The organism is Streptomyces sp. NPDC050704 (genome assembly GCF_040654355.1).
In the GTDB taxonomy this organism is placed as follows: Bacteria; Actinomycetota; Actinomycetes; order Streptomycetales; family Streptomycetaceae; genus Streptomyces.
Genome location: NZ_JBFAHW010000017.1, coordinates 114,281 through 132,566 on the forward strand (window position 1 = coordinate 114,281; position 18,286 = coordinate 132,566).

The following is an 18,286-nucleotide window of genomic DNA, read 5'->3' on the forward strand; positions in this document are numbered from 1 at the left end:
CTGGGACCATCCGGGTGTGTCGTGCGGCTGGCTCCTGCCTTGTCGCCGATGAACGGGCGTCCGGGGACAGGGGAGAATGCAGGACATGGATGACGCGTTCACACTCCTTCGGCGGGCCGTCGACCTGCTGTCCGAGGACGCCGCAGCAGAGAACGGGCAGACGGTTGGGGACGTTCGCGAGGACATCGGGCGCCAGGAGTGGGAGATAGTGCTCGGCGTTCTCATCGAGATCGGGGATATCCACCCCGTGTCAGTGGACTTCTGGGAACTCCTTGCCGAGGCCGCTCGCCAGATGATGCTCGACCGCAGTTGCCGTTGGTGCGAGTGGCGGGGCTGGGAACTTCAACACGGCACCGTCCGGGCAACCCTGAGCCTGGTGGGTGCGGAGGAGGGCCGACGCCGGACTGCCTTTTCTGGAGACGGTCGACTCCGGCCGACGTGGGACATTGGCAACCGCAATGCTCGTGGAGAACGAGAGCTGAGCATCGCAAGGCTGTGGGTGGAGTACGCGCAGGAGCTCGGCCCGGGAGAGACCGCCGACGTTCGGCTGGCTCCTCTGAGCCCCGAACAGTGGAGACATCTGAAGTGCGGCGATGTCATCACCATGCACGAAGCCCGACCTGTAGCTGGCACGGCCACCGTGATCGAGATACTGCCCCCGCGCCCCTGAACGCGTTTCGTCGTGCCCTCGTCTGGGGTCAGCAGCCACTGCTCTGGCGCGGCAAGTACCGCTGATGGCAGGATGGCCTCCATGATGATCACCAGAAAGGCTCATGCCGCGTAAGCGCCCGGGTGCAATCCGCGCCATGCGCGAGCGCCAACCTCCCGAATGGGCGCGTGAACTGCCCACCATCGACCGTCTGTCGGCTGACACGAGTGCCGCGATTCACTTGGTGGAACATAGCTCTCACAGCTATGAGGTCCAGCCTGGGCGAACCTCGCAATTCCTCCACAGCTACCGGAATTTCTTGCGCCAGCCCGGTCGGAAGCTGAGGTTGACTGCCTCGGAGTGCCCGGCCTGTCCTGGGTGCCAGTACGACGATGTCGCAGTGGTCAGGGACGCGTTGGAGGACATAGTGGGCATGCTCCCCCTTCCGGCACGCACCGAATTGCGACGACTACTTGCCGGTCTTGATGCGGAATTCCGAAGCAGGACACTGCACGATCCTGATCCAAGCCACTGGGTGGACTGGAGCGGGAGTCCGTACCGATGGTGGCACCGACGGCTTTACGCGGGTGTCTAGGGCGAGGGGCTGCCCCTCCCCGCGATGCTGACTTCTTGGGTAGCAGTGTCTGTCACAGCTCCGGAGTAATGCGACCAACGCTGCTGCGGATGTCGGGCATGCCCAAGTGGACGGTGGACGGTTGCGCTGCACGCTCGCGCATGGCCTCCAGCTTCTGCGCTGCGGCGGCCATGGTGGTCTCGATGGCGGCGACCTCGCCAAGCCAGCCCTGGTCCCGGGCCTCCTGGAGGCGGTCGACGAGGTTGGCGTGGATCTCCTGGAGGCGTGGCATCTGGGCTGGGTCAACGAGAAGTAGGGGGCATCTGACACAAGCGTTTTCATGCTGGCACGGGGTCGCGTAGTCGCGGCCGCAGGTCCCCAGGGCGACCTTGCGGAGTTCGAAGTGGGCGAGGAACTCCTCCCACTCGGTGGCGGTGAGCTCGCGGTACTCCTCGCTGGGCCGCTCGGTTCTGCGGCGCGCGATGAAGGCCCGGTGATGGGAGATCACGTCCTCCGGGTAGATCGCGGCATACCCCATGGTCGTGTCCAGAGCGGCATGACCACAGATCTTCGCGGCGATGTGCGGCGGCAGTCCGGAACGGATGGCGTCGGTCACGAAGATCCTTCTGAAGTCGTGGGGGCGCCATTCGAGCGGGTCGCCTGTCACGGTGATCTGGGCGGACTGTGAGGTCGCGACCAGGCACTCGCGGATGTAGCTACGGGTCAGCGGCCGGTACTCGGTGCCGTACCGGCGTTGGAACAGGAACGGCATGGGCGGGCTCCAGATCTGCTCGAACACGTCGTAGGCCGACACCAGCGGCAGGGCGGCGTGCCCGGCCCGGACCCGGAAGATCACCGCGGTCAGCACCTCCGCGAGCTCCGGGGAGACCAGCAGCAGCCGCTCCGAATCGGTCTTGGACGGGGCGACCTGCAGCATCGGCACCACCTCGCCAGTGGTGGGCAGGGCGTAGGCGATGAAACTGTGGTGGGTCAGCTCCAGCATCTCTTCGATCCGGATGCCGGTGTGCCGCAGCACCTCCACCGTCGCCCAGGACCAGAACGCCGCCTCCTCCTCGTGGGTCAGGTTCCGCCGCCTGCCAGCAGCCACCTCGGTGACGTAGACGCGGCGGGCCTGCCCGGACCCGCAGCGCTCGAACTCCTCCCCGGCAACGAGGAACCGTCCACCGGCCGGCGTCGCGCGAGCCGCGGTGATGCGGGCCTCGGCATCCTTGCGCTGCTGGTCGACGGCGCGAAGCAGGGCGGGCAGCAGCGGCAGCTGGGTCCTGGTCCGCTGGTCCATCCGGGACTTCACCCCGGACCTGGACTTCTTCGTCGCGCATTCGTTCGCCTTGACCGGACACGGTGCCACCCAGGGTGCCCATCGCGCCGGGTCGTCGGCGGCCCAGCGGGCGATGTCCTGGTAGAACGCCCGGACGAACACCAGCTCGTTGCGGAAGTTCACCCGCGGCCGCATCGGGTGGCCCTGGGCGTCACGAATGTGGGCCAGGCGTTCCTTCCATGCCTGCGCGACCTCCGGTGTCAGCCGCAGCGAGTCGATGCCCGGATGGTGGATCTCCAGGTCGCGCCAGAACTACCGGCACAGGTTGCGGGCGATGGAACGCAGCGAGACGTGGTCGAGCTCGGGAGCCCGCTCGGTGAAGTACTCGACCAGCAGGTCACGGACGGCCCGGCACTCGATGGCGTACGCGTCGACGATCTGCTCGACGCTGCGGCGGCCTTCGATGCGGAGCGCCCGCAGCCGCAGCGGTGCGCTGGCCGAGAGCACGCCGGTCTCCTTGAGCAGGGCATAGAACAGCGGCCGGCCGGCGCTGCCACGGAAGTGGTGTTCCTCCAGTGCGGACGTCAGCTCGATGCAGTCGCCGACGGTGATGTCGCTGACCAGGCCACCCTTGTGGATCACGATCCAGGTGAGCTTGTTCAGGGCGTCGGACCTCGCGGTGGCTGTCGCGTGCTGAGCCAGCTGTTCGAGCCGATGGAAGGCATCGGGGTCGCTGGCGGCCCGGGCCTCGGTGAGCATCACCGTCACGCGTTGCCGTAGTAGCCACGGGTAACTGGGGCGGATCGCCTGCCCGGCGACCAGGAGCACCAGTCCCGTGGCCAGCTCATCGCGCCAGTGGCTCTTGGGTGTGCCGCGTCCCTGCAGGGGCAGATCGGTCCACTCGAAGCCGGCGTCGTCCGCCCCGCTGGCCATCCAACGATCCTGCCAGGTCTCTCCAGGCTGGCCTTCGAGCCAGTCCAGCAGCTTGCCCAGGCCCCGCCGCCGGGTCTTGTCACGGGTCAGACCCGCACCGGGGTCGGTGAACAATCCAAGCAGCCGCTCGACCAGGCTCTCCCGGCTCTGACGGGTCTGCCACCAGCTCGCTTCGCCGACTCGCGGTTCCCACTCCAGCGCGTTCCCCACCTCATGTGGCTCGACGGCCCTGGGGACGTCGACGTTCGCGGTCGGGTTCACCGGCTATCGCCGCCCGCAGCCGAGGTGCCGAACAGCGCTGCCAGCACCTCGGGGCGGTAACCCGGCGCAGGCGGGGCTGGCGGCTTGGCCTGCTCGGCGCGCTGTCGTTCATGGTGGGCCAGAACGTGGGCGACCACCTCGTCGGGCGTGGGAGCGATGTAAATTTCCGTGGTGGTGATGTGGGCATGTCCCATGACCCACTGCACGTCGGCGAGCGTCAGGTTCGGATCGCGGACCATCCTCTTGGCCGCGCTGTGCCTCAGGTCGTGCAGGGTCCAGTTCGCGCCGAGCAGCTGGTTGGCACGGGTGAAGACCATCCGGGCCGCGTCGTACTCCAACGGGCGGAAGGGCCGTCGCAGCTTCCACCACAGCGGCTCCGACGGGTGCTTGAGGAACAAGCCGCGCAGTTCCTGCTGGTAGAGCCGCAGCCACACGAAGGCGTCGGCGGAGGCGGGAAGGTGCTGCAGGACCTGGCTGCCCTTGCGGACCACGCCGATCGTCTGGTCCCCGGGCGAGACCAGGCCCTGCGGGACACCTAGCAGCTCGGAGGCGCGGGCGCCGGTGGAGATGTAGAACGCGATCAGAGCCCTGTCCCGGTTGTACTTCAACCCGGCGAACAGGTCGTTGAACGCCTGGTCAGGAATGATCCTCGGGGTCGGCTTGGGCTCCTTGGGCTGATAGGTGCCCCGGCGCGAGGGCCGTCGGAACGGCTGCATCGGGTTGTGGTGCGCATTCGGACCCCCCTCGTCAGCAGCCCCGCCCTGCGGGAACGGGTTGATCAGCGGTCGGCCGTGGGTCTCGCGGTGGTACTCGTAGAACGAGCGGATCACCGCGCGAGCGTGCCGCCTGGTCCGAGCGGCATAGTTCTCGCCAGGCGCGGCCTTCCCCGTGACCGGATTCACCGACCCCGGGGCGGGCGCATCAGGACGGCGCCGCCGCGGCGGCTTCTTCGTCGTCTTCAGCCACAGCGCGAAGTCACGGGCCTCGACGCGGCTCGCGAGATGCCAGGGAACGTCCACGGCGCGTAAGAACCGGACCCACACCAACAGCTCATAGGCGTAGGACCGCAGCGACGTCAGACTCGCGTCGTCGGCGAGCATGTGGTGCAGGAACTCACTGACCGCAGCCACTTCTGTGCCATCGGCATCGACGAGCCGAAACGGCCTCAGCGGGTCCTATTCGACGACACGCGATGAAACCAGATCCACCACCACACGCTCAGTCACCACGACCCGCGAGCAAGAATCACAACCCCCTTGTCGTCACTATGAGTTGACCTGGAAGGGAGCCCAAACTAGTTCGGTCAACGGGACGTGCGCTGCTCCATGCTCTGGCCGGACCCCACCCAGCGCGAGCGCCTGACCGAGATCCGCAACAACCTCCACGGCCGCATCGCGGAAGCCGAACGCGAAGGCTGGCTCGGCGAGATCGACGGACTCAAGGTCAGCTTCGCCGACGCTCAGAACAAGCTGGCCCAGCTCGACGAGCAGGTCCGCCGCGCCGCCACGATCAACCTGGGCATCCCGACGGTCCGTGAGGTTGCCGGTCGCACAGCCTCCGTCGCCGCGACTCCAACCATGAGCCAACAAGCCGCGGACGAGCCGTCCACTCCGATCTGATTATCGGCTGACAGTCAAGCGAGTGTGGGGAGAGACTGCTGAAGTGGCCGCAGCAATCTTCGGTTTCGTGGGAGTCCTGCTCGGCTCCCTCATCACCTCTGTCTTGACGATCTACAAGGACAGACTCGCCGCCCGGCACGAGATCGAGCTCCGCGACCAGCAGTACGAGCGGGACCGCCAAGCCGCTAAGGATGCCTTCCAAAGGGAGAGCATCCTCGCCCTACAGACAGCGGTCACGAACCTGCTCAAGGCCGCCTACAAAGAGCTCGACCGGGTCCTCGCCGAATTTCACGAATCGGGTTCGTGGCCTGCACGTCAGTGGGAGACACCAACGGCTGAGGGCTGGTCGGAGGCTGTGCTGCAGCTTCAACTGTCAGCAAGCCGGGTCCTGGACGGGGGGCTGCGTGAACTCGCCCAGGAAATCCAGCATGCCGCAGGCGACTCGATCTGGGCGGCAGACCTCACCACCGCACGGCAGCACAGCGAGCGCCTGGAGCCGTTGCACGTCCGATTCAACGACGCCGTTACCAGAATCTTCGCTTCGCTGATCTGAACCACGGACCTGGCGATTGGTTCAGAGAACCCGCCGCCGGAGACCCCGGCTTCGACTGCTCCGGCCTCACCAAAGCCGCCTACGCCGCCGCGGGCATCGCCCTGCCCCGCACCGCCCAACAGCAGTACGACGCAGGCCCGCACGTACCCCAAGGCCAGCCCCTACTCCCGGGCGACCTGGTCTTCTACGGCCGCCCCCAAGGCGGCATCCACCACGTCGGCCTCTACATCGGCGGCGGACAGATGATCGATGCTCCGGGCCGCGGCAAGAAGATCAGGATCGACCCCTACCGCTACCCAGGCCACGGCTACGCGGGTACCACACGGCCAGTTAACGATCACTAACCTCGCGCCGTGCCGCCTCGGGCGACAAGGCGTCGACCGCTATCTGCGCCGCACTTGCTGAAGTCCGCCGAGGATTCCGGGAGTTGGTCGGCAACCGGGCTCCGGACGCCAGCGGACGGGTGACCGTGGACCTGGACGGGGTTCTGGTCGTCGCACACTCAGATAAACAGGACGCGGAGAAACGGACCAATGGCAACGCTGACACCGCGCTCCATGCCGACTCAACAGGCCTCCGCAGCGGCTGGCGCACCCCGGCTCTCCGCCGCCGCCCAACGCCGGACGTCGTCATCCGCCAGGCAACCCGCCGCCAAGAACTGGCGAGGCGGGACTCCCAGCGGCACTGCGAAGACTGCACAGAGTACGAACCGGCCGGAAGCAAACCCTGCCCGCCCACGGAACCATCTGGTAGCCATTTAGAACTTTTACGGCGGCCGCCACTACCTGGTTTTCGCCGCGAACCTCTGGGTCGCAAGTACCCCGGCTTCAACGGCAAACCGGCCCCCAACGCCGTAAAACGGCCCCTGGAGGGAACGACCTGTGCGTTTGTCGCACCGATGATCTAAGGTCACGCTGTTCTCTGGGGAGGGATGACGCATGGTGCGTGGGGGATGGTGGGCTGTGCTGTGCGTAGCGGTGCTGACGCTGGCGGGGTGCGGGCAGCCGGCGGTTGAGGTCAAGCCGGGGTTTGAGAGCGCGGAGGAACTGCCGGAGAAACTCGGCAAAGACGGCACCAGCGTCGTGGTGGGCGATCCCGACGCGAAGATGATCGTGCAGCTGTACGAGGATCCGCGTTGTCCGTATTGCGAGGAGTTCGAGACCACCGGTGGTTCCCCACAGTTGCGGGAAGCGATGCTCGACCGCCGGGCGAGAACCGAGTACACCCTGGCCTCCTTCCTGGACGACCGAGTCGGCGGCAGCGGGTCGAAGAAGGCAGTCAACGCACTGCGCGCCGCGCTGAAAGAGGGCAAGTTCGTGGAGTACCACGAGGTGCTCTACGCCAACCAGCCCGAAGAGAGCGTCGACGGCTACACCGATACCTATCTGCTGGAACTGGCCGACGAGGTAGAGGGCCTGCGCGGCCCGGCGTTCGACGCGGCCGTGAAGACCATGAAGTACCGCTCCTTCGTGACCGCCTCCGAGAAAGCCTACGAGCGGGCCGGGGGAGCAAAGGAGCCCGAAGGACCGGGGACACCCACCGCGGTGATCAACGGCAAGCGGATCCCTCTGGAGTACTACGACCTGCTCTTCGACGGCAACGCCTTCGCCGGTCTGCTGCAGCAGATCTTCGATAGTCCCGGGCAGTGGGAAGCCACGACTTTGTGAACCACCGCGCGCTGACCGGCCGCAGGGAGATCTCGGGCTCGCCAGAGGGCCCCGACCTAGGGGCGCAAGTCAGCGGCGGCCGGAGGGGCCGAGCGGTCTAGAGTCTCCCCGTGGACGTCACTACCTGGTTCGAGGTCGAGGATCCGCAGGAGTACGACGAGGAGCCCTGGGATTTCGACGAGGCGGAGCTCGCCTTTCTCGCGGCTCTGCGCGCCCGGGCCGCCGTCTGGCAAGTGCCGCCGGCTCCCAGCACGGTCGGACGGCCCGAGGACGAGGCGTCGCTCCTCGTCTATGTCTGCCTCCTCGACGCGGAGCGCCTGGTGGCGCTCGGCGAATGGGCCGTGTACTTCTTCGGCACATACGTGCGGGCAGGAAAGGTCTGCGACCAGCTCTTCAACCTCCACGAGCCGCCCGAGCGCGGCTCCTTCCGGGCCTCCGGCACCGTTGACGAGCTCGCGCAGCAGTGCGCCGACTGGTTCGAGAGCCTGTTGAGCCGCCCTGTCGTCCGCACCGAATGGACGTCCAAGGCCGGAACGGCCGCGACCCGTTGGGAGTTCGCCGACACGGACGAGGCCCTTGTCGTCAGCGGCGCAATACCCGCCGACGGCTCACCTCCCGACCGCCGCCTCCCGGTCCGTCCCTGATCCCGCCAGACACGCCTGGCCCAAGTCCTCGAGCGGACCGCGTAGCGGCTCGCAGGACAAGAACCGCACCGCCGCCCAGCCGCACGGCGGCCCTAGCCCAACCTCGCGACCGCGGCTCATGACGCCGAAGCCTCGCGATCAACGCACGCGTGGCGTCCAGATCGTTCGCGAATTTCTCGCGCCTTTTCGCCGACCAGCGGCGTGTTGGCGTCGGCTGGATTCAGGCCTCGCCGAGATGAATGCTCAGGCGTTGCCGCCGTGGCCGGGGCACGGTGCGAGCAACCTCCGGCAAACGGTCCGCGACCGTCCGGCAAGCAGCTCACGACACGGTAAGCGCATGACGAGACCAGCGCCCCACTCCCAGCCGACAGGGCCAGGGCTTTCTACCGTCGTCGGTATTTGTACTCCAAGGCCAGCCCTTTGTTCCTTGGAGACCTGGTCTTCTACTTCAGCGATGGCCAGATGGCCGACGCTCCGGGCCGCGGCAAGAAGACCAGAAGTGATCACTACCGCTACCCAGGTCACGCCTACCCAGGTGCTACACGCCTCTCAAGTGATCACTAAACGTCCAGGTGAGGGCGTCTAGGCACGCCATCACTCAAAGCTCTGCAGCAGATGTGCCCCGGGCACCCGATCCCCGGGCTGAACAGGGACCATGACCACTTCGGGTTCATCGAAGACCGGCTCCCCACCGGGCCGGCGAGCATAGGGCACCCAGCCGTAGTCGACGCCGTCGCTCCGGTCGCAGCTCATCCAGGTGATGGCCTCCTGCTCGCCCTCTCGGAGCGGAAGGTTCGCCACCGCCCGCGCGGCCACCCCGTCCTCCACCGGGACCAGTACCTGAGGAACGGCGAAGACCCACCGGACGGCGTGGATCTCTCGCGCCTTGGCCGCGGCCCGTTCCTCGAACGCGGAGGCCGTCGGCTCGTCGCGCAGGTAGTCGTAATCCGACAGCACCAGGGTGCGTTTCCCCTGCAGCGCGACGATCGCAGGGCAATCGCGGTCGTGGATCGCCCGTTCCAACCGGGCTACGACGTCACGCAGCAAGTGCTCGGTGTCCTGGTTCACCCCAGTGCCCACTCCCTGACCGGATCGCCGGAGCGCCTGGAGGCCCCGGACTTCGGTGACTTCGGGATCCGCCCTGATGATGACTCAGCTCTCTGCGTCTCGGTAGCGACAGTCCGAGGAATGACCAGGGCACTGGTCGAACTCGTCGGGGTAGCCATCGAGCAGCCTGCCATTACCCGGGAGAGACGCCGGGGCGTCGGCCAGCAAGGCTCCGAGGTCCGCCAGGCTTCGGATCTCGGCGAGCGGCACGGCGCAACCGCAGACCGGGCGATGTCGGTGGCGGTGCGGTCGGAGATCAGCGGATGGGTGGAGTGCTGCCGCAGGAATTCGTAGGCAGCTGCGGCGCGGTCGGCGATGTTCACGGCGGAAGCCCTCCCTTCGGGCATGGGTGATCGGCAGGTGCGTGCGAAACGGGCGCCTGCACGGTGGATCGGTGGGCGTGATGTTTCGGTCTGCCGGCCGACGGCATACTCAGCGGCGAGCGAGCGACGAGTTCACCAAGCCGCCGCAGCGCGTTGATCGATTGTTTCGTCAGAGCCGCGACCGACCAGGGCCTTGTACTCACCCGCTGCTCAGCGGGAAGCCCGTCACTCGCTCACCGGGTCTTCGCGCGACTTGAACACGTGGTACGCGTCCATGACCTCCACGGAGGCCCGGTTGCCCAGGTGCGAGAGGTAGAGCATCTTCCGGGTGATGTCGGCGCGGTGACGGCGCCCTGCCCGGGTCGGCGTCTCGTCGGGCTCTGTGTCGTCGAGTTCCTCAAGGGCTGCGAGGAGCTCCCTGGCAGTCTCGACGGCCTTGTGCAGATCAATGGTCACGACCGATCCCATCTCGAGCCTCCGGGCTTACGGGGCAGTCTCCCGTATCCCGGAGCAGGGATGAGGCCCCGGCGCGGCCATTCAGGGTGCGGGTGGCCGGAGCCTGCGCGGCCGGACCACCCGCACCACCCCCGCCCCCTCGACCACGCTGCGGCTCAGGCCGCGGCGACGCCCGCCATGACGGCGTCCAGTGTGTGCAGGGTGCCGGTGTCGAGGTCGTCGACGCCGCCGGTGACGGCGCGGAGCATGTTGCGTTCGGCGCGGACGGCGCCGCGGACGGTCTGTTCGTGGTGCGTGAAGGTGTTGACGGCCTGGACCACTCCGTAGGCGGTGTTCTGCCAGGGGGCGACCCGGTCGTCGTGGCGCCACAAGCGGTCGAGCGCGTCGCGCTTGTGCTCCGCGTGGGTTCGGGAGCGGCCGGGCTCTTCCGGCAGCGGGACGTGTGCGTCCAGGAACGACCGCCACTGCCGGTCGGTCACGGTCTGCTCGCACAGCCGCTTGACCTCTGCGGCGAAGTCGTCAGCGATCTCGTAGACGATGTTGAGTGCCTCGCGGGCTTCGCTCAGCCGCAGCTTTGAGTACCGGGAGTGCCGGATCTTGATCTGCTGACCGGTCTCCGCGAGTCCGGCGCTCATGGTGTTGTCGCATACGACGTTGGTCACGGCCCGCTTGAAGGTCGTCGCCAGCGACCCGTCGAAGCTGGTCGCGCCGAACAGGTGCGGGCGGAACTCGACTCCTTCGGGGGTGCGGACGTTGTCCGGCACCTACACCGACACCCAAGCGACCGCTCCCTGCCGCAGCAGCCCGGCCGAGCCGATGGCGAGGTCCGCATCCAGCAACTGGGCGATCGTCCCGATCAGCCACTCCTCGTAGGGATGCGGCTCGTATCCCTCGCTGAAGATCCCCATCACGTGCCCGGTGTCACTGCGGAGGAAGGCCTGCCGATCCGGTACGTGGATCAGCCCGCCGGTGATCGGGCTCTCCACGTACACCGGGCTGGCGATGGCCTGCCATCCGAAAAGGCGCCGCTTGACGTCCTCCACCGGGACAGGACCGGGGTAGTGGTTGGGCTCGGTACTCTGCAGGTCGGCTCGGTAGTGCCAGGCCGCGCCCCGCTTCTCGGTGAAACCGATGAGCGTGTTGGCGTTCAGCCACTTCAGGGATTCCTTGGACACGTCCTCTTCTCCCTTCGGGATCGGCGATGGTTCGGGCCCGTGAGCTGGGCGGGCGGTGGGGATCCCACCGCCCTTGAATGCGCCTGCTTACGGGTCGTGCGGCGGTGCTCCGGCGCCGTGCGATGTGTTCAGCCGGTGCAGAGCAGGCAGTTGCAACCGTGTGCCTCGTGCGGACACGGCTCCACTCCGCTGTTGCACGGGCGCCCGTTGTCGGCCTGGCAGGGCTGTTCTCCGTGGCACATGAGGGTGTCGCCTGTGCATTCCACGGGGTCGTCGCCGTTGGCCGCGGTGTAGTCGCCTCCGGTCGGGTCGTCGGGGCGACGGCGCAGTTCGTACTCGGCACCGCAGGTCATGCATCGTTCGTACGACGTTTCGTCGGGGTGGTCGCTCCAGCCGTCGCCACTGTAGAAGCGGTGGCCGAAGCTGGACCACACGTGCGTGATCGCGGGTAGTTCGACAGAACTCATGGTGTGCACCCCCTGGTTCGCGGCAGAGAGGACCCGGGCACCCCGGCGGGAAGGGAAGACCGGAGCACCCGGGCGTTCAGGAAGGCAGCAGACAGTCCGCGGCGATCGCGGCACCGTGCGGACCCCGCCCGACCGGGCAAAGGCGAAAGCGGGCGGGCGGGGCGTTCGATACGGGTTCAGCGGTCGCCGCTGTAGGCGAGATCGGGAGCGCCCAGCAGGCTGACCGGCCCGCAGAAGTCCTCTTCGGGAAAGGAGTCTTCGGCCTCTGCCAGTTCCCTGCGCATGCGGGCCACGAGGTCGTCCGCGCGCAGCGGTGACGGCAGCTCCCAGATCTCCACCGTTGCGCTCGGGTCGCCACACCCCGACACGACGCACAACTCCCGTATGTACCGGGGCCGCAGCTCGGACCCGAGATTGTGGTACTCCGTGAGCCGGAAGCACGCATCGAATCCGTCGGCACCCCGGTATGTGGCGAGGCGTGTGCGTACGGTCACCCACGGATACATCTCGAAGAGCCGGGACAGGACATCCCGGTACGCGTGCCAGCAGGCGTACCGCCCGTGCCGTCCCGACGCCGCGGTGCGCGCGCCGAAACCGCGGCTGTCCGCGACTTGGAGGCTAGCCACGGCAGCGTGCCGACCTGCGGAGTGTGCGCCGGGCGCGACGATCACGTTCCCCTCGTACAGATCGCCGGACACCTGGGCGGTCAGTTCCTGGAAGTCGCTCAGCGGGACTCCCCGTATGTACATGGCGTGTTGTCTCCCTTCACGGGCAAGAGACAGTCCCCGCTCGCGCATCGGCGGGCAGGGATTCTTGTGCGGGCGCCGCCACGTCCATGCGGCTACCGGGTCAGTTCGACCCGTCCGCTGGACTGGGTCCATCCCTGCGGCAGGAAGCCGCCGCCGCAGAGCCATTCGTCCTGCGCCGCGACGTGTTCGAGAACGTCGATCAGCTCGCCGCTCCAGTCCTCCGCGCTATTGGCGGCCACGGACTCCAGACCGTCGACGACCCGCCGCAACCGCGCGAGTGCGGCATTAGAATCCATCGAAGAATTCCCTTCCGTCGGGCCCCGTTCTCTCAACGGGGCGACTTGACGGTCTCACTTAAATACGTGCCGCCAACCCTCTCGATTACCGATCACGGGAGATGAATTTCAAGATTTCCCGCACCCCCGACCCCAGGGCCCCCGACCCGGGCTCGCGAACACGAAAGGGGACCCCGGAAGAGCCGACTTCCGGAGTCCCCTTTGCAGTCACGCTATGCGCTCCCGCTCGGCTGCACGCTGCGGTAGACGAACTCATCTCGCACTGCGTCCAGTCGCCTCGTCAAGGCGCGCCATTCCCTGACGGCTGCATCCCGCGTCCGCTGCACCTTCGACGACGAATTCCGCGGACCGCCGTACAGAGCCTGAGCAGTCTTGCCGATCACTCCCGCACGCCCCAAGTCATCGGCCTTGCTGCCGAAGCGCAGGAACATCCCAAGAGTCGGGTAGTCGCTGCCGTCCTCCCAAGCCGTGCGGAAGATCGCTCCGCTGTTCGCGGCCAGGGAGGGGGCAACGGCGAGAGTCGGCAGCACGTCGGCGTGCGGCATCCCGCGGATCTCCTGGGCTCCCGGTACGGCGTCTATGTCGTCCGGCGGGACGTCCAGCCGGTACCCGTTGCTTGCCGCAGCGTCCCGCACCGCCCAGTAGCGGACGGTCGCACGACTGACGACGATCGTCTCGCCGTCCCGCCGCACGTACTGCCAGGAGGCAGGCTCACCCGACCCGATCCACACTGCAGCAGTCTCGCAATTCGCCGTGATCTGCCCGAGCCGCTTGGCGAATCGCAGTACGGCGTCCTGCGTGACGTCGTCACTCACGTCATCCGTTCCGTACGGCGCGTTTCCGCCACGCGAGACAGTGGCGCTGCCGTCCATCCGCTTCCGGGAGCGGGTGCCGTCGACGGCACGGCAGTACCGCCGGGACGTTCGCTGAATCTCTGTGAAGTCTTCCGTCGTCACCTGCGCCATTTCTTCCGCAGTGACCTCTGGAGCAGAATTGCCCCCGACCGTTCTCCGATCGTTCGCGATGCGCGCCTTTTGCGCTACACCTCGACAATTCAATTGTGCCGCGATTCCGGCACAATTCAATACCCTGGAGCGAATTAGACAGAAATTACAGGGTTGACCAGGGCGACACAAATTCCGACCCTCACCACGCATACTCACCTTAAATTCCCGAAATCAAGCCACTAACCCTTCACATTCGCCCCAAGGAATACAGAAAAGCCCGAGAATAAAATCCTCGAATAAATTACATTTTCCCTGTGGTCATCGTGCAATCAATTTGCCCACCGTATGTACCCCGGCCGAACCGCCCTCGTCTTGTCCAGGTACTCACCGGACATCGAGTTGCACGCCCCGCAGGAAGGCGTCACAGCCCAGACGACCAGCGCCAAGGGAGGACAAGAGGGCTTCCGCTCTAGCAGGTAGGCGAATCCGTAGCCCGATCGGTAGTGAGACTGGTAGAGGGATTCGCACTCCGTCTGCCGCAGGGCTTCGGCATAGTCGCGGCAACCCGACCCTGCACTGAGGGTGGAAGGAAGCAATCGGTGAAGGACTGGCAAGACGACGAGTACCGCCTCTACGTCAACGGGGGTGAGGGCTCGGATCTCTGGAGTCTGCTCGCGGACTGGTCCGACAGTGAGGACGAGCGGGAGTGGGTGAAACACATTCCGCGCTTCGCCCGTCTCATCGCCTGCTGGAGCCGGCTCGGGTTCATCAAGGTGTTCCGGTCGGACGAGTGGCCGGCGGACCACACTGGCGAGGAGGTCACCGGGCAGGATTTGGACGAGCTACTCGCCGATCCTCAGAGCTGGGAGTACGCCGAGGAGCCGACCCGCTGGATCTGCGTGGCCTCCGGCGACCGGGACATCCAGGAACTGGAGGAAGGGATGTGCGAGCAGGAGCGGTGAGCACCGCATCCTGACTCCGTGGGCCCCGGCCGACCTTTGTCGGCCGGGGCCCACGTACGTCCGGGACCTCAAAGAGCGTTTTGTCCTGGCGGGGGTGTTTGGTATGCCGGGTTGTCCGCGAATCCCTTCCCGTGCCCGTAACCGAGACGCATTGCTCTGCGCGACGCTCAACCGAGCGGCACCTTCGCGAAGGATTCCCACTCGTACATCTGGTTGTCGCGGTGGATCACGATCAGCTCTGCCGTGGAAATACGAGCGCCGGCCGGGGCAGCGTTGAGACCGGCCAACGCTTCCGCGATGGGCGCGGCAGGACCGTCGCCGGCGCTGTAGGCGACGGATACATGCGGGGTGAACCCCTCGGCTTTCTCAGGGACTTCGCCGAGAACCTCGCCGATCGCCGTACGGATCGCGTCCCGAATCGCCCGGACCGGTTCCTCCGGGTGGACGTGCAGCAGTACGGCTTCCGGGTCCAGGACTTCGGGTCCGATCCGCAGATCGAAGGCGGGAACGGCGGCCAGGTGGGCGCACGCGGCCTCCGCGATCGCGCGTACGTCTGCTTCCTTGACCTCGCCCACGAAGCCGATCCCCTGCATGGTCAGGTGCAGCCACTGGTCGGGGATGGGGGTGAGAAGCGATCCCACCGGGGCAAGCGCGGACCGGTACTCCGCGGCGAGCCGGTGCACGTCGTCCTGGCCTTCGAAGGTCAGGTGCCAGGTGTAGAAGCGGCGGCCCACGCTCCAGCCTGGCCGCCACCACCAGTGGTTCCGCATGTTCTCGGGCTGAGTCGTCATAGCCCGGGATCAAATCAGCCCGCGCCCTCCCCTGGCGAGAGGGCCAGCTGCCGCGGCGCCGAGTCCAGGCAGAACTCTTCGACAGCCGCGCGTAGTCCGACGCTTGCCGACCCTCCTGTATGTGGGCGGCCGGCGTCGAGGGGCAGTTCCCCCAGCCGGCGGGCAACGGGCACAAGTCGGTGATCCGGAGGAAGCGCGAACACCGGCGCGAGCGCCTCCAGGGCGCCTTCTGCTTCGCCCACCGTGAGGTGGGCCGCCGCCTGGCTGATGTGGATCTGTGCTTCGGTGCCGTAGGCCCGCACGGGCTCCGCAACCAGGAGGCGGAGGGCGTGGTCCGCCGCGCGCAGGGCGTCGGCCGGGCGGCCGAGGCGCAGTTGGACCGCCGCTGCGTAATTCCCCTGTCGAGCGGGCCGACAGGAGAAGATGCCGCCGACATCGTCGTCTCCGGTCACGGTGTCGCGGGCGCGCTCAGCACAGGCAAGTGCCGCCAACGCCTCGTCCTGTGCTCCGAGTTGGGACCAAGCATCCGCCTCCTGGCACGCGAGGAGGACCGTGACCGTGCCGGACGGGCGGCAGCTCGCACCGCGCCGGGCATGGTTGACGGCGTCGCGCAGGCGCCCGTCCCAGAAGGCGATCTTGGAACAGGTCGACAGTACCCAGGCGCGAAGGTCGTCGCGCCCGGCCAGTTCGGCACAGAGCCAGGCCGTACGGCCCTGGGTGTCCGCCGCCCGTAGTTGGCCGAAGTCGGACGACATCCACGCCAGCAGTCCGCACAAGTAGCCGGCCACCGCATACAGGTCCACGGACTGCTGCTGATACTGGCGGCCGTCAAGCAGTGCGAAGACGCGGTCCCGCAGGCTGCGTGTACGACCGAACAGGCGGACGGGGTCGGAGGTGAGGTACTCGGAAGCGAGTACCCGAGTGTCCGCCATGAGCTGCTCGATCGCGATGTCACCGACGTTGGAGGTCTCCGCCCATTGGGCCCAGGAGGCTGATTCGTCGGCGGCCAAGCTCACCAGTTCGGTTCCAGTCGACGCTGCCGACGGGTTCGTGGAGGGGGCCGGCGCCGGGTCGTCCTCGGGATACGGAACGGCCCCTGGGCGGTTCAACATCCGCAGGTCGCCCTCGGGCAGCGCCCGCCGGTCGTCGAGATCGAGCAGATCCTCTACACGGCAGGCGAAAACATCGGTCATCGCCAGCAACACCGGGAGCGTGGGGCGGCGGGAGGAAGGGCCTGGCCACTTCTCCCACTTGCCGACCAGAGACGCGTCGGCCGCGACGGCTTCGCCCGGGCGCTGAGTGCTGACCTGGTTGATACGGTCCGCCGTCTCCTGCAAGGTCCAGCCGTGGGCGTGCCGCCATGCCTCCCTCGGGCGCATCCGGAAGCGGGCGCGCATCTCGACGGCGATGTCGGCGACCGTGCATCCGGCAGCGGTCATGGCGTGGCGAACGGCGTCCCGGTCCGTCTTGGAGCCGAGCTTGGAGCGGGCGTTCACGAGCTCCCTCCCTCCGCGGCGTAGTGAACTCAACGTAGCCGCGTAGTCGCTCGAACGGGGACACGGTGGCCATGGGCGCGGGTGTCCACATGTCCAACACCGCCTGCCCTCAGGCGGTGTTGGACCTGGTCACAGCAATGGCGTCCGGTCCAGAAAAGTTGGTCACGGCCGCTCGCGACGCCGACCGCCGCTGTTGGAACGGTAGGGGCACGAACAACCGCCACTGCCGGGGACAGAGATGATGACAAGCCAGCCCGATGAACAACAGACCGGCCCCATGGCACCGGACGCGGGCGTCTCCGCCTGGCTGGCGTCCGCGCACCCCTCGCCCCTCCAGGCTCAGCGGGAATGGAGCAGTGTCGCCAGGCTGGCCCTGCTCCCGCTCGGCAAGCGCTTCGACGCCGTCCGCATCCCCGAGGCCGTGGTGCACGCCGTCACCGGAAGCGGCGAAGCGGCGATCGTCGATTCCCGCCTCGCGGCGTGCCTCAACGGTGGCCCGGTCGTGCGGGATCCCTGCTGCTGCCGCTATTACGCCCTGGTGCCGCCGGGCACCGCGGACAAGTGGAAGTCACCGGCTGCCGACTGCCTCGGGCAGGGCACCTATCTGGGTGTCCCACGCACCGACCATACTGAGCTCGACGAGACGTGGAATTCGTACTGGTCGGTGCCGATGGCCCGCGCCGGCGCGCTGTGCCGCGAAACGGACGTGCTGCGGCTCGTCACCGCGGGGCTATGCCCTACCGGTGAGGAGTCGACCGGTGAGGAGTCGTCATGACTCCACGAGGCGAGAAGACAGCGGCGGAATCACTCCCGGTCGACGTGGCCACCATGCGCGCCCTCGTCGATCGGTTGCTGGAGGAGGACGCGGAACCGCCCACCCGTGAAGAACTCCGAACGTTCACACTCCAGTTGCGCGGTCATCTGATGCTGCTGATCCCGGAAGTCGAGGACAGTACCCGCACGAGGGCAGCAGACGACGGCGTCCGCGTCGGGGCGCTGGCCGGTGTCGGCGAGGCACGCAGGCGACTTGACCAGCTGCCGAGCTGGGGCCTTCTCGGTGAGATCAAGCATGCGCTGATGCTCGCCCGTTCGGTGCGGGCCCTGTGCGAGCACCTGGAAGGCCTGCGGCCGTTCCCCACCGCTGAGCGACCTTCGTGACGACGGATTCGAGTTGAGGGTCGCGCCTCGATCGCCTGTCTCGGCCGGTGGCCAGAGAGTCCTGGCCGGAACGGGCTCGCCACAAGCCTGCCCCGGCCCTCACCACGTCCAACGTGGGCCCGCCGTCCGCGGACGGGGACCTCGCGAGCGCCCTCGCCCGGCGGTTCTCCGCAGTGCTGC

At 67.3% G+C, this 18,286-nt stretch carries 22 protein-coding genes and 1 pseudogene; 10 read left to right on the forward strand and 13 right to left on the reverse strand.

Features of this window, described 5'->3' with window-relative positions; genetic code table 11:
- Positions 1-76 precede the first annotated feature (76 nt).
- Entirely contained in the window at positions 77-670 is a 594-nt protein-coding gene (locus AB0I18_RS12660) for a hypothetical protein (protein WP_363105430.1), read from the forward strand.
- A 626-nt stretch (positions 671-1,296) separates the two neighbouring features.
- Here the strand turns inward: AB0I18_RS12660 and AB0I18_RS12665 are convergent.
- The 3 genes from AB0I18_RS12665 to AB0I18_RS12675 form a co-directional block, all read right to left on the reverse strand.
- Positions 1,297-2,685 (reverse strand): site-specific integrase, encoded by a 1,389-nt coding sequence (locus AB0I18_RS12665; protein ID WP_363105431.1) that lies wholly within the window; start codon positions 2,683-2,685, stop codon positions 1,297-1,299.
- A 129-nt stretch (positions 2,686-2,814) separates the two neighbouring features.
- Positions 2,815-3,696, reverse strand: a complete 882-nt coding sequence (locus AB0I18_RS12670; protein ID WP_363105432.1) for a hypothetical protein — start codon at positions 3,694-3,696, stop codon at positions 2,815-2,817.
- Positions 3,693-4,826: a site-specific integrase gene (locus AB0I18_RS12675; RefSeq protein ID WP_363105433.1), complete on the reverse strand. Its 1,134-nt coding sequence runs from the start codon at positions 4,824-4,826 to the stop codon at positions 3,693-3,695. Before AB0I18_RS12675 ends, AB0I18_RS12670 begins: the two co-directional genes overlap by 4 nt.
- Before the next feature lie 195 nt (positions 4,827-5,021).
- Here AB0I18_RS12675 and AB0I18_RS12680 point away from each other — a divergent pair, with 195 nt between their 5' ends.
- The 5 genes and pseudogenes from AB0I18_RS12680 (at position 5,022) to AB0I18_RS12700 (ending at position 8,179) form a co-directional block, all read left to right on the forward strand.
- Positions 5,022-5,315, forward strand: a complete 294-nt coding sequence (locus AB0I18_RS12680) for a hypothetical protein (RefSeq protein WP_363105434.1) — start codon at positions 5,022-5,024, stop codon at positions 5,313-5,315.
- A 43-nt stretch (positions 5,316-5,358) separates the two neighbouring features.
- Positions 5,359-5,868, forward strand: a complete 510-nt coding sequence (locus tag AB0I18_RS12685) for a hypothetical protein (RefSeq protein ID WP_363105435.1) — start codon at positions 5,359-5,361, stop codon at positions 5,866-5,868.
- Between the two features lie 50 nt (positions 5,869-5,918).
- A pseudogene (locus AB0I18_RS12690) lies at positions 5,919-6,212 on the forward strand (NlpC/P60 family protein); the annotation flags it as partial.
- A 594-nt stretch (positions 6,213-6,806) separates the two neighbouring features.
- The gene (locus AB0I18_RS12695; protein ID WP_363105436.1) at positions 6,807-7,535 is read left to right on the forward strand and encodes a thioredoxin domain-containing protein; all 729 of its coding nucleotides are present in this window, start codon (positions 6,807-6,809) and stop codon (positions 7,533-7,535) included.
- 110 nt (positions 7,536-7,645) lie between these two features.
- Positions 7,646-8,179 carry a hypothetical protein gene (locus AB0I18_RS12700; protein WP_363105437.1) on the forward strand — a complete coding sequence of 178 codons (534 nt, stop codon included), beginning with the start codon at positions 7,646-7,648 and terminating at the stop codon, positions 8,177-8,179.
- A 594-nt stretch (positions 8,180-8,773) separates the two neighbouring features.
- Here the strand turns inward: AB0I18_RS12700 and AB0I18_RS12705 are convergent.
- Positions 8,774-9,247: a hypothetical protein gene (locus AB0I18_RS12705; protein ID WP_363105438.1), complete on the reverse strand. Its 474-nt coding sequence runs from the start codon at positions 9,245-9,247 to the stop codon at positions 8,774-8,776.
- A gap of 120 nt (positions 9,248-9,367) precedes the next feature.
- Here AB0I18_RS12705 and AB0I18_RS12710 point away from each other — a divergent pair, with 120 nt between their 5' ends.
- Positions 9,368-9,580 (forward strand): hypothetical protein, encoded by a 213-nt coding sequence (locus AB0I18_RS12710; RefSeq protein ID WP_363105439.1) that lies wholly within the window; start codon positions 9,368-9,370, stop codon positions 9,578-9,580.
- Between the two features lie 254 nt (positions 9,581-9,834).
- On the opposite strand, the gene AB0I18_RS12715 is transcribed toward AB0I18_RS12710, so the two are convergent.
- The 7 genes from AB0I18_RS12715 to AB0I18_RS12745 form a co-directional block, all read right to left on the reverse strand.
- On the reverse strand, positions 9,835-10,065 hold the full coding sequence (locus tag AB0I18_RS12715; protein WP_363105440.1) for a hypothetical protein: 231 nt from the start codon (positions 10,063-10,065) through the stop codon (positions 9,835-9,837).
- A 155-nt stretch (positions 10,066-10,220) separates the two neighbouring features.
- Positions 10,221-10,829, reverse strand: coding sequence for a DUF932 domain-containing protein (locus AB0I18_RS12720; protein ID WP_363105441.1), 609 nt, complete (start codon positions 10,827-10,829; stop codon positions 10,221-10,223).
- Entirely contained in the window at positions 10,830-11,240 is a 411-nt protein-coding gene (locus tag AB0I18_RS12725) for a hypothetical protein (protein ID WP_363105442.1), read from the reverse strand.
- A 128-nt stretch (positions 11,241-11,368) separates the two neighbouring features.
- The gene (locus AB0I18_RS12730) at positions 11,369-11,707 is read right to left on the reverse strand and encodes a hypothetical protein (RefSeq protein WP_363105443.1); all 339 of its coding nucleotides are present in this window, start codon (positions 11,705-11,707) and stop codon (positions 11,369-11,371) included.
- Between the two features lie 176 nt (positions 11,708-11,883).
- On the reverse strand, positions 11,884-12,456 hold the full coding sequence (locus AB0I18_RS12735; protein WP_363105445.1) for a hypothetical protein: 573 nt from the start codon (positions 12,454-12,456) through the stop codon (positions 11,884-11,886).
- 92 nt (positions 12,457-12,548) lie between these two features.
- Positions 12,549-12,752 carry a hypothetical protein gene (locus tag AB0I18_RS12740; RefSeq protein WP_363105446.1) on the reverse strand — a complete coding sequence of 68 codons (204 nt, stop codon included), beginning with the start codon at positions 12,750-12,752 and terminating at the stop codon, positions 12,549-12,551.
- A 212-nt stretch (positions 12,753-12,964) separates the two neighbouring features.
- Positions 12,965-13,567, reverse strand: a complete 603-nt coding sequence (locus AB0I18_RS12745; RefSeq protein WP_363105447.1) for a hypothetical protein — start codon at positions 13,565-13,567, stop codon at positions 12,965-12,967.
- Positions 13,568-14,298: 731 nt separating this feature from the next.
- Between AB0I18_RS12745 and AB0I18_RS12750 the strand changes: the two genes are divergently transcribed.
- Positions 14,299-14,661: a hypothetical protein gene (locus AB0I18_RS12750; RefSeq protein WP_363105448.1), complete on the forward strand. Its 363-nt coding sequence runs from the start codon at positions 14,299-14,301 to the stop codon at positions 14,659-14,661.
- 167 nt (positions 14,662-14,828) lie between these two features.
- On the opposite strand, the gene AB0I18_RS12755 is transcribed toward AB0I18_RS12750, so the two are convergent.
- Together AB0I18_RS12755 and AB0I18_RS12760 are read right to left on the reverse strand one after the other, a co-directional pair.
- Complete coding sequence (locus tag AB0I18_RS12755) at positions 14,829-15,452, reverse strand: 2'-5' RNA ligase family protein (RefSeq protein WP_363105449.1); 624 nt, start codon at positions 15,450-15,452, stop codon at positions 14,829-14,831.
- A gap of 14 nt (positions 15,453-15,466) precedes the next feature.
- On the reverse strand, positions 15,467-16,948 hold the full coding sequence (locus AB0I18_RS12760) for an XRE family transcriptional regulator (RefSeq protein ID WP_363105450.1): 1,482 nt from the start codon (positions 16,946-16,948) through the stop codon (positions 15,467-15,469).
- 277 nt (positions 16,949-17,225) lie between these two features.
- Here AB0I18_RS12760 and AB0I18_RS12765 point away from each other — a divergent pair, with 277 nt between their 5' ends.
- Together AB0I18_RS12765 and AB0I18_RS12770 are read left to right on the forward strand one after the other, a co-directional pair.
- The gene (locus AB0I18_RS12765; protein ID WP_363105451.1) at positions 17,226-17,723 is read left to right on the forward strand and encodes a hypothetical protein; all 498 of its coding nucleotides are present in this window, start codon (positions 17,226-17,228) and stop codon (positions 17,721-17,723) included.
- On the forward strand, positions 17,720-18,106 hold the full coding sequence (locus tag AB0I18_RS12770; RefSeq protein WP_363105452.1) for a DUF6415 family natural product biosynthesis protein: 387 nt from the start codon (positions 17,720-17,722) through the stop codon (positions 18,104-18,106). The genes AB0I18_RS12765 and AB0I18_RS12770 overlap by 4 nt, the downstream gene beginning before the upstream one ends.
- The last annotated feature ends 180 nt before the right edge of the window (positions 18,107-18,286 follow it).

Coding starts and splice junctions, on each gene's coding strand:
- AB0I18_RS12660 (WP_363105430.1), top strand. CDS start 77: ATGCAGGACATGGATGACGCGTTCACACTCCTTCGGCGGGCCGTCGAC.
- AB0I18_RS12765 (WP_363105451.1), top strand. CDS start 17,226: ATGGCACCGGACGCGGGCGTCTCCGCCTGGCTGGCGTCCGCGCACCCC.
- AB0I18_RS12755 (WP_363105449.1), bottom strand. CDS start 15,452: ATGACGACTCAGCCCGAGAACATGCGGAACCACTGGTGGTGGCGGCCA.
- AB0I18_RS12680 (WP_363105434.1), top strand. CDS start 5,022: ATGCTCTGGCCGGACCCCACCCAGCGCGAGCGCCTGACCGAGATCCGC.
- AB0I18_RS12710 (WP_363105439.1), top strand. CDS start 9,368: ATGACCAGGGCACTGGTCGAACTCGTCGGGGTAGCCATCGAGCAGCCT.
- AB0I18_RS12740 (WP_363105446.1), bottom strand. CDS start 12,752: ATGGATTCTAATGCCGCACTCGCGCGGTTGCGGCGGGTCGTCGACGGT.
- AB0I18_RS12695 (WP_363105436.1), top strand. CDS start 6,807: ATGGTGCGTGGGGGATGGTGGGCTGTGCTGTGCGTAGCGGTGCTGACG.
- AB0I18_RS12730 (WP_363105443.1), bottom strand. CDS start 11,707: ATGAGTTCTGTCGAACTACCCGCGATCACGCACGTGTGGTCCAGCTTC.
- AB0I18_RS12770 (WP_363105452.1), top strand. CDS start 17,720: ATGACTCCACGAGGCGAGAAGACAGCGGCGGAATCACTCCCGGTCGAC.
- AB0I18_RS12735 (WP_363105445.1), bottom strand. CDS start 12,456: ATGTACATACGGGGAGTCCCGCTGAGCGACTTCCAGGAACTGACCGCC.